The 12,825-nt window shown below is 45.7% G+C and carries 14 protein-coding genes; 9 read left to right on the top strand and 5 right to left on the bottom strand.

Annotation, left to right across the window (positions count from 1 at the left end; genetic code table 11):
• The first annotated feature begins 153 nt into the window (after window positions 1-153).
• Together greA and QFZ51_RS00675 are read left to right on the top strand one after the other, a co-directional pair.
• Complete coding sequence (greA, locus tag QFZ51_RS00680; protein ID WP_370908407.1) at window positions 154-627, top strand: transcription elongation factor GreA; 474 nt, start codon at window positions 154-156, stop codon at window positions 625-627.
• A gap of 83 nt (window positions 628-710) precedes the next feature.
• On the top strand, window positions 711-1,100 hold the full coding sequence (locus QFZ51_RS00675; RefSeq protein ID WP_429042169.1) for an HIT family protein: 390 nt from the start codon (window positions 711-713) through the stop codon (window positions 1,098-1,100).
• 3 nt (window positions 1,101-1,103) lie between these two features.
• Here the strand turns inward: QFZ51_RS00675 and QFZ51_RS00670 are convergent, their stop codons facing one another.
• Together QFZ51_RS00670 and ruvC are read right to left on the bottom strand one after the other, a co-directional pair.
• Window positions 1,104-1,799 (bottom strand): response regulator transcription factor, encoded by a 696-nt coding sequence (locus QFZ51_RS00670; protein ID WP_111579992.1) that lies wholly within the window; start codon window positions 1,797-1,799, stop codon window positions 1,104-1,106.
• 186 nt (window positions 1,800-1,985) lie between these two features.
• Window positions 1,986-2,546 carry a crossover junction endodeoxyribonuclease RuvC gene (gene ruvC, locus QFZ51_RS00665; protein ID WP_370908405.1) on the bottom strand — a complete coding sequence of 187 codons (561 nt, stop codon included), beginning with the start codon at window positions 2,544-2,546 and terminating at the stop codon, window positions 1,986-1,988.
• Window positions 2,547-2,700: 154 nt separating this feature from the next.
• Here ruvC and QFZ51_RS00660 point away from each other — a divergent pair, with 154 nt between their 5' ends.
• The 4 genes from QFZ51_RS00660 (at window position 2,701) to QFZ51_RS00645 (ending at window position 5,196) form a co-directional block, all read left to right on the top strand.
• Entirely contained in the window at window positions 2,701-3,567 is an 867-nt protein-coding gene (locus QFZ51_RS00660; RefSeq protein ID WP_429042165.1) for a lysylphosphatidylglycerol synthase domain-containing protein, read from the top strand.
• 9 nt (window positions 3,568-3,576) lie between these two features.
• A complete protein-coding gene (locus tag QFZ51_RS00655) occupies window positions 3,577-4,380 on the top strand; it encodes a DUF3108 domain-containing protein (RefSeq protein ID WP_429042162.1) in 804 nt (267 codons plus the stop codon).
• Window positions 4,381-4,493: 113 nt separating this feature from the next.
• Window positions 4,494-4,799: a response regulator gene (locus tag QFZ51_RS00650; protein WP_429042161.1), complete on the top strand. Its 306-nt coding sequence runs from the start codon at window positions 4,494-4,496 to the stop codon at window positions 4,797-4,799.
• Window positions 4,756-5,196 (top strand): response regulator transcription factor, encoded by a 441-nt coding sequence (locus tag QFZ51_RS00645; RefSeq protein ID WP_429042159.1) that lies wholly within the window; start codon window positions 4,756-4,758, stop codon window positions 5,194-5,196. Before QFZ51_RS00650 ends, QFZ51_RS00645 begins: the two co-directional genes overlap by 44 nt.
• 222 nt (window positions 5,197-5,418) lie before the next feature.
• Here the strand turns inward: QFZ51_RS00645 and ruvB are convergent, their stop codons facing one another.
• Complete coding sequence (gene ruvB / locus QFZ51_RS00640) at window positions 5,419-6,447, bottom strand: Holliday junction branch migration DNA helicase RuvB (protein ID WP_370913397.1); 1,029 nt, start codon at window positions 6,445-6,447, stop codon at window positions 5,419-5,421.
• 102 nt (window positions 6,448-6,549) lie between these two features.
• On the opposite strand from ruvB, the gene QFZ51_RS00635 reads away from it, so the two are divergent.
• The 3 genes from QFZ51_RS00635 to QFZ51_RS00625 all read left to right on the top strand — a co-directional run bounded on the left by QFZ51_RS00635 (window position 6,550) and on the right by QFZ51_RS00625 (window position 11,186).
• Window positions 6,550-8,961: a TlpA family protein disulfide reductase gene (locus QFZ51_RS00635; protein ID WP_429042157.1), complete on the top strand. Its 2,412-nt coding sequence runs from the start codon at window positions 6,550-6,552 to the stop codon at window positions 8,959-8,961.
• A gap of 8 nt (window positions 8,962-8,969) precedes the next feature.
• Entirely contained in the window at window positions 8,970-10,283 is a 1,314-nt protein-coding gene (locus QFZ51_RS00630; protein ID WP_429042155.1) for a M20/M25/M40 family metallo-hydrolase, read from the top strand.
• Window positions 10,284-10,424: 141 nt separating this feature from the next.
• Window positions 10,425-11,186, top strand: a complete 762-nt coding sequence (locus QFZ51_RS00625; protein ID WP_429042154.1) for a hypothetical protein — start codon at window positions 10,425-10,427, stop codon at window positions 11,184-11,186.
• A gap of 79 nt (window positions 11,187-11,265) precedes the next feature.
• Here the strand turns inward: QFZ51_RS00625 and QFZ51_RS00620 are convergent, their stop codons facing one another.
• Together QFZ51_RS00620 and QFZ51_RS00615 are read right to left on the bottom strand one after the other, a co-directional pair.
• Entirely contained in the window at window positions 11,266-12,117 is an 852-nt protein-coding gene (locus tag QFZ51_RS00620) for an endonuclease/exonuclease/phosphatase family protein (protein WP_429042152.1), read from the bottom strand.
• A 69-nt stretch (window positions 12,118-12,186) separates the two neighbouring features.
• Window positions 12,187-12,798: an RNA polymerase sigma factor gene (locus tag QFZ51_RS00615; protein ID WP_429042150.1), complete on the bottom strand. Its 612-nt coding sequence runs from the start codon at window positions 12,796-12,798 to the stop codon at window positions 12,187-12,189.
• Window positions 12,799-12,825 lie beyond the last annotated feature (27 nt).

The following is a 12,825-nucleotide window of genomic DNA, read 5'->3' as shown; positions in this document are numbered from 1 at the left end:
AATGATTGATTATCAATTTATTTATAACCGAAATAAGGGGCTTTTTTCTTTATACAAATTTCATTATATTTGCAATAATACCAGTAAACAACGCTTCTGTGCAAATGGAGGCGTTGATTTTTTTTTCTTATAACCAAAAAAACACAACAGGTTATGTCTGGCATAAATTACGTTACGAAAGAAACCCTTGATCAAATGATGAGCGAACTGACCCAGCTTAAAACCAAAGGAAGGGCAGAGATTGCACGTGCTATTTCAGAAGCAAGGGAAAAGGGTGACTTAAAGGAAAATGCCGAATATGATGCCGCTAAAGAAGCACAGGGTTTGCATGAAGCGAGGATTGCCACACTGGAAAATGCGATTGCAGCTTCCCGGATAGTGAGTGCAGATGCTATTGATACATCAAAAGTGTCTATCCTTTGTAAGGTAACTATTACAAATGTAGCTAATAAGAAGACTGTTACTTACCAGATCGTTTCTGAAACCGAAGCAGATCTGAAAGCTGGCAAAATTTCGGTAACCTCCCCCATAGGCAAGGGTTTGTTGGGTAAGCAGGTAGGTGAGGTAGCTGAAGTACAGGCGCCAAACGGACAGATTAAATTTAAGATCGATAATATAACTGCATAAGCCTACTTTTTCATGATATTTGCAGGGGTTGCATTCATTTGCAGCCCCTGTTTTTTTTATCATGTTACTAAGAACTACATACTATGACCATCTTCACGAAAATTATCAAAGGCGAGATTCCGAGCTATAAGATAGCAGAGAACGAACATTTTTATGCTTTCCTGGATGTTTTCCCGCTGGTAAAAGGGCATACCCTGGTGATACCCAAAACAGAAACGGATAAGTTCTTTGACGTGGGAGATAACCTGTTGCAGGAGTGGTTATTGTTTGCCAAGCCGATTGCACAGGCCATAGAAAAAGTGATTCCCTGTAATCGTATAGGCATTAGCGTGGTAGGACTGGAAGTGCCGCATGCGCATATGCACCTGATCCCGATTAATTCGGCAGATGATATGAATTTTTCCCGCAGTAAGCTGAAGCTGTCTGTAGAAGAATTTAAGGCAATACAGGCGCAGATTATTGCCGCAATGTAACGGTTATTTGGAAGGGATATTAAACCGGAATCCCACACCGTGCACGGTTTCCAGTTTGATTTGAGGATCTGATTTGAAGTGTTTCCGCAGTTTGGTGATAAATACATCCATACTGCGTCCGAGGAAATAGTCGTCTTTCCCCCATACATTGGAAAGTATATCTTCTCTTTTGAGTGTTTTATTGGGATTATTACAGAAGTATTTCAGCAGGTCCGCTTCTTTTTGTGTAACGGAAATGGATATATCTCCATTGGAAGTATAGAGGCGGAGATCTTCATAATCGAAGGTAAGCTGGCCTATTGTATAGAGGTTCAATTTGTCTTTCCCGCGGCTCATGGTCCGTTTCAGGAAAACTTCTATGCGCAGGATCAGTTCCTGCATACTGAAAGGTTTGCTGATATAATCATCCGCACCGGTTTGGAGTCCGGCTATTCTGTCTTCTTTTTCATTTTTAGAAGTGAGGAATAATATAGGAACATGGTCATTGAGTTCGCGGATCTGCTGGGCAAGTTGTAGGCCGTCTTTTTTGGGCATTACCACGTCCAGCAGGCAAATATCGAATGAGCGTAACTGGAACTGTTCCCAGGCCGCCTGGCCGTCTATACTGTGCACTACATCATAGCCCGCTTCCTCCAATCGTTTCTTCGTAACCGCACCAATATTTTGATCATCTTCCACCAATAGGATTCTTGCTTTCATATCTGCCTGATGCTGATTAATATAAAAAAGCTTGTTATACAATTTCCATATAACAAATGATGGTCACTTTTCATAGTTAAGCTGTTGTCCGGACGCATGGCCGTTAGCTTTAATTGGGTTATTGAATTTAAACCAAAGTAACTACAATTTACGGATTTATGAAATAACCTTTTAACCCGGTAACTTTTATCTGGAAATCCTTTCCGGGTGCTGCTGCAGGAATTTCTCCCAGCCTTTTGCTTTGCCTGGTCCTGCGAGCGGATTACCTTCCTGGTAAAAGTGGCATACTGCCACTGCGAGAGCGTCTGTAGCATCAAGGTAATCAGGGCGTTCAGAGATACTGAGGATGCGTTGCAGCATCAGCCAAACCTGTTCTTTATCAGCATTACCATTGCCTGTAACAGATTGTTTTACTTTTTTTGGGGAATATTCGGTGACCTCCAGACCGGCCTGGATAGCCGCTGCAATAGCCACGCCCTGGGCACGGCCCAGTTTCAGCATACTTTGCACATTCTTGCCAAAAAAGGGCGCTTCAATGGCAAAACTGGTTGGTTGGTGCTCTTGAATAAGTTCCTGTACCCTGCAATGAATCAGCTGTAGTCTTTCGTAGTGATCTTTGAATTTAGAGAGTTTCAATACGTTCATCTCCAGGAGGCTGGCCTTTTTTCCTTCGATAAGTATAAGCCCATAGCCCATTACAAGGGTGCCAGGGTCAATGCCGAGAATTATTTTTGACTTGTTTGCCAACAGGAGTTTATTTTTGCCAAAATTTGACTGTCTGAACAAAAGTACCAAAATAATTCTCAATTACTTATTAGGGGCAGGGCTTTTTACTTGGCTGGCATACTCTATCTACTCGCAACTCATCCATCGTGATAACCTGCAACAATCCGTGCGGCACATGTGGGGAGCCTTGCAGGAGAAAGGCTGGGTGGGCATTTTCCTCGTTACGGTACTGATGCTGTTCAACTGGGGACTGGAAGCCCGTAAGTGGCAGAAGCTGGTGAAACCCCTCGAAGAAGTGTCGTTTCTCCGGTCGTTCAGTGCAATCCTTTCCGGCGTATCCCTGTCTATCAACACCCCAAATCGTGTAGGCGAATACGGTGGACGCATACTTTACCTGAAAAACCATAATAAGCTAAAGGCCATTGCGGCAACGATAGTAGGAAGTTTCAGCCAGCTGATCGTCACTATTATTTTTGGGTTAATTGGTTTGCTCTATTATATCAACAACTATGCGCTGGCAAAAGAAAGCGGCTTCCTTACGCCTTCTTTATGGCAGAAATTAGTGCTGATTACCGGCACAGTAATTTGTGGCCTGACGATATTGTTATATTTTCGGTTAGAAATCATTCTGTCTGTATTTGAAAAGATACCTTTCCTTCGTAAAGCGAAGGTGTTTGTGCAGATCATTGTTAAGTACTCATCCGGCGATTTACGTTACCTGTTGCTGCTTTCAGCCCTGCGGTACGTGGTCTTCTCGGCACAGTATTTGATTTTGTTGGACGCACTTGGCATGGAATTCCTATGGTGGCAGGCCTTCTTGCTGAACAGTGTCATCTACCTGGTAATGGCAGGAGTTCCTACCATCGCTATCGCAGAATTAGGAGTCCGGGGCAAAGTGAGTATCTTTTTTCTTGGGTTGCTTAGCTCCAATACCGTGGCCATCGTAGCTGCCACTGCAGGTATCTGGCTGATTAACCTGGTAATACCGGCCGTTTTGGGAAGTGTGCTGTTGTTAGGAGTAAAAATTTTTAAGGAAAAATAGCTTCCATCAATGAAGTATTTGCTACTCATAATTTTAGGACTTTCCTGTATTCAACCCGTTGAAGCACAAACCGATTTCTGCTCCATCCGTAACAGCAGCTTCAATGCTGGTGAAAGTATTACCCTGAAAGTATTCTATAATCTTGGTAAAATGTACGTAGGCGCCGGGGAAGCCACTTTTAACGTGGCACTGGAACGCTTCGCCAACCGCGATGTTTATCATGTGGTAGGCGATGGCAAAACCTACCGTGCATACGACTGGATCTTTAAAGTACGCGACAAATACGAAAGCTACATAGATACCGCCACCCTGCAACCCCTCAAATTTGTCAGGAATGTAAACGAAGGCGGGTACAAGATCTTTAATAACGTAGTGTTTAACCAGGCCGGCCACCAGGCTATCAGCACAAATGGCACCTTTACCGTACCCCCCTGCGTACAGGACGTGATCAGCGCTATCTATTATGCCCGTAACATCGACTTCAACAAATACAGCGCAGGCGATAAAATCCCCTTCGCCATGTTCCTCGACGACCAGGTATATAACATCTACATCAGGTACATGGGGAAAGAAGAAGTAAATACCAAGTTCGGGAAGTTCCGGGCCATTAAATTCAAGCCCCTCCTCATTAAAGGCACCATCTTCGAAGGCGGCGAAAAAATGGACCGTGTGGGTAAGCGACGACGCCAACAAAGTACCGCTACGCATCGAAAGCCCCATATCTGTAGGGAATATCGTGGTAGATATGATCAATTATACCAATCTCCGTTATCCCTTCACTTCGCTGTTAAACAAGAAATAATAAGACTTTAGCCCAACCAGCCACCGTAAGTTTAACAAATCATTTGAGAGCCGGCGCCCAAATTTTACCGACCTTTCGTGCCGCAGAAAAACTTTATATTTGTTGTAATCAACCCTTTATGATTATGGAAGAACGTAAACCGAAAATATTATTGGCTGAGGATGATACCAATCTGGGTATGGTGCTGAAAAATTACCTGGAGCTGAATGACTATGATGTGGAATTATGCCGCGATGGTATCCTGGCCCTGGCAGCCTTCCGCCGCGAAAAATTTGACATCTGTCTGCTGGACATTATGATGCCCAATATGGACGGATTTAAACTGGCGGAAGAAATCAGGGACGTAGACCCCGATATTCCCCCTCTTCTTCCTGTCCGCCAAAACCATGAAGGAAGATATCATCCAGGGCTACAAACTGGGCGCGGATGATTATATCTCCAAGCCATTCGACAGCGAACTGCTGCTGCTGAAAATAAAAGCCATCCTGAAACGCAACCAGGAACTGAACAATAAGGAAGAAGAAATTCACGAATTCGTGATCGGCTCCTACTCCTTCAATTCCCGCCTGCGCACCCTGGCCCATAACGGTGAAACACATACGTTATCCCCTAAAGAAAACGAATTGCTCCACATGTTGTGCGAACATAAAAACGATCTCTTGCCACGCGAACTGGCACTGAAGAAAATATGGGGCAGCGATACCTACTTCAACGGCCGCAGCATGGACGTATACATCGCCAAACTGCGCAAATACCTGAAAGACGATAGCAATATCGAAATCGTGAACATTCATGGTAACGGCTTCAGGCTGGTAGTGAAAGAATAGCGGATTTTGTCTTGGCTCAGGATTACGCTGATTTTATTGATTACCTGGATTTTTACTTTTTGGATTTTATAAAGGATTAAGGGAGATAGAAGCGGATATTCGCTCTTATCTCCCTTAATTATTATTTTAAGAAAATCTAAAAATCCAAAAAAAATCCAAAAGTAAAAATCCAGGTAATCAATAAAATCAGCGTAATCCTGAGCCAAGACAAAATCCGCGGCATTAAAACAACATATTGGACCCGCCCCTGAAAGGAGTTTTCCCCAGGTGGATATAAGCTTTCTCCGTTACTTCCCTGCCCCGCGGGGTACGTTTAATAAAACCTTCCTGGATCAGGAACGGTTCGTATACTTCCTCCAGGGTGCCTGCTTCTTCTCCTACAGCGGTGGCAATAGTAGTGATGCCAACCGGCCCTCCCTTGAAGTTTTCAATGATCGTATTGAGAATACGGTTGTCCATCTCATCCAACCCATATTCATCTACATTTAACGCTTTCAGGCTCAAAAGCGCTATTTCCATATCAATAACCCCGTTGCCTATTACCTGGGCAAAGTCGCGTACGCGGCGCAGCAACCCGTTGGCAATACGTGGCGTTCCGCGCGACCGGCGCGCTATTTCGGTGGCGGCGTCAGAAGTGATCTTCGTATTCAGCAAACCGGCTGCCCGCCAGATGATCTTATGCAGTGTGGCGGCATTGTAGTATTCCAGCCTCGACTTGATCCCAAACCGCGACAGCAGCGGGGCAGTAAGCAACCCCGACCGGGTAGTAGCGCCTATCAGCGTAAACGGCTGCAGGTTAATCTGTATGGCGCGCGCACTCGGACCCGTATCAATCATAATATCAATACGGTAATCTTCCATGGCGGAATACAGGTATTCCTCCACCACGGTGCTTAACCGGTGAATTTCATCAATAAACAACACGTCTTTATCTTCCAGGTTGGTGAGCAGACCGGCGAGGTCGCCGGGCTTTTCAATCACCGGCCCGGAAGTTTCGCGGATATTTACACCCAGTTCATTCGCTACAATACGCGACAGCGTGGTTTTGCCAAGCCCCGGAGGGCCATGGAACAACACGTGGTCAAGCGCTTCCCCACGCATTTTTGCCGCTTTAATGAATATCTTCAGGTTCTCGATAATTTGGTCCTGGCCGGAAAATTCAACGATCTCCCGCGGACGTATACTGTTCTCGAACTCTTTCTCAGCGGCACTGAGCTTATTATCTTCTGGTCTTAAAGGCTGATTGGACATAATTGTATATGCCAAAAATACACAAATATTCAAAGGTAGCAGGCAGCTATTGTTTGTTCGTTTTTATATGTTTACTTTAATAGATTAAAATCACCCCGTCATATGCGTAAGTTCCTGTTGCTCCTTGTTTACCTGACCGTTGCTTGCAGCCCCCTTGCCACCATAGCCCAGTTAAAGTTTAAAAAGAATGATTCCTGGCGCTACCAGTTAATATTAAAGGATAGTCTTCAGGGTGGCTACCAGATGGAGATAAACAAAACAATGAGGATCACCATCACCGGCATAAACCCGGATGGTAGCGCCAACCTTGTTTACGAGCTGGAAAGTGCGGCCGCACGGAGACCAGATGCCCGATTTAATTCAGCAGATCCCGATACCTATCTGCAGGATTGGCAAATGATGAGTCTCATGCTGCTGATGCACCGGCCGGTGGTGTTTAAAATATATTCCAATGATAGTATCAGCGCTCCCGTGAATATTGCAGCCATTGCCAGCGAGGCCGGCGCCTCCCTCGCCCTGACTGACGATGCACTGGCTGCGATAACGAACAACTGGAATTACCTGAACTTTGAACTGAAGTGCTTTTTCCCGGCTGCGCCCAAGGCACTTACTGCAAATAACGAATGGAAGGAAAGTCCCTGGAACTTCCGGGTTACAAGCGGCGATAAAGAACTGGTGGAAGTAACCGGCACGCCGGAAGAAAATAAGACAGATAGTGTACGGGTAGCCGGTGAAATTTCGTATAGCCTGATCCGTAATAAGGGAAATGTACAAACCTTTAAGTCGCTGAGCCGGCAGGTGCAGTCAAATGGTACCGCTTTAACAGCGCGGGAAGTCACCGTATCACCCGCCACCGCTAAAGTATTACCGGCCGACACGGCCTGGTTCAATACGCTGATGCGTATGAGCAGAATGAGTAACTGGCTGGAAGTAAACGGAGAACCTGATTCAGCAAAAATTGCCCGGTTCCTGGCAGTGAGTGCTCCTCTGTATGGTAACCGCCTGGCCTTTAAACTGGCAAAGCTGAGTATCTATGGCAGCGGTTCGGAATACATGTATGAGCAATACCAGAATGCACTGAAAGAGGTTCCTTCAGCAGCACTGGCCGGATCATCCTCCCATCTGTTTAATAAATTACAGCATACTTATTATGAAAACCCAGATAGTGCAATGGTATTGCTGAAACTCCTGTCGGCCGACAGAAGGTCACTCGACTCCTGGCTGGATCAATCCTTCGCACAATATCTACCACAGCATGACTTTGATACTATAGAAGCACGTAAGGAGTTTCGCGGCAGAGGCGTCAGTGAAGCACGCATTGCAGAAATATTTGAAGAAAGCAGGAAAGCCCCTGCCGGCGCCCAGTTGCTGATGACCAGGATATTGGCGGAGAACGACAGTATTTTCCAGGTATCTGTAAGGCCGATGTCGTTATGGAATAAAGCAATGCATACAACGGATACGGCTATATTAAAAAGTATTGCAGCAGATTTCGGGCAAATAAGCCCGGCAGAAATGACACTGGGTAAGGCCGCCCGTTATGAATTGCTGGTACAGGACATCCTTCGCAAATCCAATATGCCGGCTGCCGCGGATGCTTTGCTGGATAAGGCATTGAGCGATCTTAAAAATAACCAGGCCGACACCGCCTTCTGGACAGCACACCCGGAATTGCAAAGCAAGAAAATAGCAAATAAAAACATCCTTTCACACGCTTATTACCTTAAATACGAACAGACAAAGACAACGGATAAAAAAGCGGCGCTGAACTACCTGGCACTGGCCGCTGGCACTGCCCCGAAAAGCAATGCGGACAAAGCGTATGAGAGTTTTTATGATCGCGCTTTTCTTCACTCGGAAGAAAATTACAGCGCCCGTTTTGCCAAAGAACTGGACGCACTCGGCAAGCCCGAAGAAGCAATGAAAGTGCTGTCGCGGCAACTTGCCGCCCAGCCGGATATGCTGGATAGTACACGGGCCTTCTTTAATGCACACTTCCCCGGCAAATCTTTCAATGCTTACTTCCGCGATGTATTATTGAAAGAATGGGAGGATGCACCGGATTTCACACTGAAAGGAATGAACAATGAGAACATCCGCCTGGCAGATTACCGGGGAAAATGGTTGCTGCTGGACTTCTGGGGTACATGGTGCTCACCCTGCCGGAAAGATCTGCCTCACCTTAATACACTGGCCCAGGATATAAACGCCGGGAAGTACCCGGGAAACGCTGTCCTGGCCATTTCCTGCCAGGAGCCGATGGAAACATCACGGAACTTTATAACCGCCAATAAATACGTTTTCCCGGCCGCCCATGCCGATGATAAGATCGAAAAATCTTACAAAATAAAAGGTTATCCTACCAAAGTGTTAGTTTCGCCTGATGGGAAAATGCTAGACTTGCAGTTCGGAGCAGATTATGCTGCTATCCTGCAGACATATAGCAATGCCTATTTCACACAGGAAAAAGAACAACCGTCAACCATCAAAATAGACAACAAGAAAAAGGATTAACCGCTTATATGAAGAAATCACTGTTATTATTATTGGCTGCCGGCAGTCTTGCTGCTACCGGCTACGCCCAGGATATTAAAGAGAAAGAAGTAGCACGTGTTATCGGTACCCTGGCTGCGGACGACATGCAAGGACGTTACCCCGGCACACCCGGCATTGAAAAGGCTGCACAGTTTATCAGCAGCGAGTTTGAGAAAGCAGGCATTCAGCCGCTGCCCGGCGAAAAAAGCTTTCTGCAGGAATTCGGCAAGTTCAGTTTAAAAACTTCCAGTGTATCCCTCACCGTTAGTGGAGAACTGAAAGACTGGCCCGTTGTTGCCGTAGGCACCGGTCGCAGCTTCGATTGGGAAAAAGACAGCAGCTACAATGTTGCTTATGCAAATGAACCTGCTGAACTCATGAAAATATTGCGTGACCCTGCCGCCGTGCAAAAGAATACCCTCGTATGGGTAGGCGCTGATATGGCCGGTTACATCAGCAATATTGCCGCCTCGTTTTCAGAACGGAGCTATGATACAAAAAGTGAACTGGAAGCAGTACCGCCTGCTGAAAAACAAATCATACTGGTATTCGGAAAAGAGCCGGTAGCAGATACCGCCTCCTGGAGCATTCATCTCCGCCGTGAAGTTACCAGCCAGCACTTTGCCAACGTAGCCGGTATGATTAAAGGAAGTACCAAACCGGATGAGTTCGTGATCTTCTCCGGTCACTATGATCACCTGGGTATATTGCCTTCAGAAGCAGGCGACAGTATCGCCAATGGTGCAGATGATGATGCCTCCGGCACCACAGCAGTGATCATGCTGTCGAAGTATTTTAAAAAACATCCACCTCAACGCTCCGTAATTTTTGTGGCCTTTACAGCGGAAGAATCCGGCGGACATGGGTCCCGTTATTTTTCAGAACACCAGGATCCCGATAAAGTGGTAGCAATGTTTAATATCGAGATGATTGGTAAGGAATCCAAATTCGGTAAGAACAGCGCCTTCATTACGGGGTATGAAAGATCCAGCTTTGGCCCTATCCTCCAGCGCAACCTGAAAGGATCCAGCTTTACTTTCCATCCGGACCCGTATCCGGAGCAAAACCTGTTTTACCGGTCAGACAATGCTACCCTTGCCAGGCAAGGGGTTCCGGCGCATACCATTTCCACCACGCAAATAGATAAAGATCATTTCTATCATACAGTGAGAGATGAATTATCGACACTGGATATTAAAAATATCACAGATATTATTAAGGCAATTGCCATCAGCGCCGGTACTATTGTGAATGGTACGGACACGCCTACACGAATTGAGAAGGCGTTGCTGAAGAAGTAACCTCATATATTGATCCGGTTGAAGCGAAGCTCAGCCGGATCATTCTTTTTAAATTAACAGTGAACCTATTTTTTTCTCCAAATTCTTTGTTAAATTTACCCCACGAATTTCCCCAATTAGTCATTTAAAACCATATCGATAATGAAAACCGGAATCCTACATTTCTGCGGTGCCATAGGCATTGCCAGTATCTTGCTATCCTCCTGCTCCAATACGGACATGGCAGGACCAGATACTAATCAACCAATCGACGACGCGGACGCTGCCAGCGTGAACTACGAAATCTCAGCCATCAATCCAACTGCCACGTTATCTCCTGATGCCTCAGGACGCTTATCTGCTATCACAGGTGATGCATCCATGGCAAAAGCAGCGTCTGGTGGTTTCGACATCACCTGGGACACAGCAACCGCCCGTTTAAGAGAAATCCGCTTCGATGCCAGACGTGGTAAAGATGAAGTGGAATTCAAATTAAAAACAGACAGGCAAATTGACCTTAAGCAAGTACCTGCTGTAATTGGCGCCATTAAAATTCCCAAAGGAACTTACCAGCAGGTAAAAGTGTATGCGAGAGTGGAAGGGGATAAGAAAGATCCGGCAGTAAGACTGAAAGGTTTTATTACCTGGGAAAGCAAGAAAATTCCCGTTGAAATCCTGCTCTCCGGCAAGATTGAACTGCAGGCACACGGAAAAGATGTAGTGGTAACCGACACCAAAATTGATTGGAAAGGTTCCCTCAAAATTTCTATGGACCTCATCCTCACCAAACTGCAGATCGGCGACTTCACCGGCTCCTTTGCTGATGGCAAGTTAAAGATCAGCATAGACATTAACGGCAACCTCCATAACAAGGTGGTGAATGCACTGGAAAACAGCATGTCAGTGGAACATACCCACGACTAAGTAGCAACGGCTTTTAACGTAACGGATCTGTAGGAGATACACTGTTAGTATCTCCCCACAGATCCGTTGTTTATTTTTATTACCTGATATTGATCTCCGAATACACCGCAAAATGATCGGAAGCATATCTTCCTTCCCACGTTTCAGAAATGCTGGCATGTTTTAAAACATCCATCTTCCCTTTCAGAAAGATATAATCAATGGGCTGGTTATCCATTTCTGCGATATTCCATCCGTTGAAAGTACCGGCAGGGCCAAAGTGCGCCGTTTTGCTGATGGCTTTACTATCGGTTAAATGCAGCGGATCATTTGGATTCATAACAATCTGAATAGGTTCATCTGACGGAACAGCGTTGAAGTCGCCGGTAATAATGGCGGCATCTTTTCCCGCAATATCATGTACCCGTTGCAGCAATAACTTCGCACTTTCCCTGCGCGCAATTTTCCCCATATGATCAAAGTGAGTATTGAAGTGATAAAAAAACTTGTTTGTTTTTTTATCCCTGAATTTTCCCCAGGTCACAATACGGGCGCAGGCGCCGTCCCATCCGATATGACCCGCCACGGAAGGCGTTTCCGACAGCCAGAAAGTTTCGCTGTTTAACAACTGCAAACGGGTGGTATCGTAAAATATAGCGGAGAATTCTCCTTTTGTTTTTCCATCATCCCTGCCCACACCAATCGTTTTATATTGTGGTAACCTTTGCTGAAGGTCCTGCATCTGGTCATACAGCGCTTCCTGTACACCCAGTGTATGGGCGCCCAGGAACAGGATTTCGGAGGCCGCTTTATCTTTCCGGTGCGGCCACGCATTGGCGCTGTCGTCCGGGTTATTATACCGGATATTGAAAGTCATTACCTTCAATGGAACCTGTGCAGCCAGTGCGCCTGCAAGCAGGCAGCAAAAAACTGTTAGCCATATGCTTCTCATACCAATTCAATTTTAGCCTGTAAAAATAATACGGTGAAGCGTAAATCCTACTGAAGCGGAGATAATTTACTATTTCATCATCTCCAAACGCAAATTGGTAAGCAGCGTAATAAGCACTGCGGAAGATACCTGGAGGATGTCTCTCATATTTTGAAGCGCACGCGCAGAGAGCTTATAGGCGCCTTTTACAGAAATATTCATGATGGTGGCAATACTCTCGTAATCCAGTTCTTCAAAAAAGCGGAGATACAATATCTCCTTTTGCCTTGCATTTAACTGGTTAAGTGCATTCAGCAGCTGCTGGTGTTGCGCCTGTAATTGCTCTTTCTTTATATAGGCCGATTCAGGAGAAAAGTGGGCGAGGAAGTCGTGTTGCTCCTGGTCCAGGGAGATCACAATTCTGTTCTTATGTGGACGTAACCGGTTATAAATAGTACTTCGGAGCGCTACAAGCAGGTAGGGACGCGGATTTACACTGGTGCTCAATGTATCCTTATTAGTCCATAATTTTATAAAAAGTTCCTGTATCGCATCTTTTACCAGGTCATCATCAGGGTGTAACCGCATACCATACTCATATAACCGCTCAAAGTAACGGTCATAAATTGTAGCAAAGGCCTGTTGACTGCCCTGTTGAAGTGCTTCCCAGATTGTGGCGTCGGTAGTTGCAGAAAAATCCATCTCCCAGTTGATCGGCTAAATGTACAA

Source organism: Chitinophaga sp. W3I9, assembly GCF_050434025.1.
Classification (GTDB): domain Bacteria; phylum Bacteroidota; class Bacteroidia; order Chitinophagales; family Chitinophagaceae; genus Chitinophaga.
The sequence above is the reverse complement of the archived record's forward strand: the minus strand, read 5'-3'. Positions and strand labels throughout refer to the sequence as shown.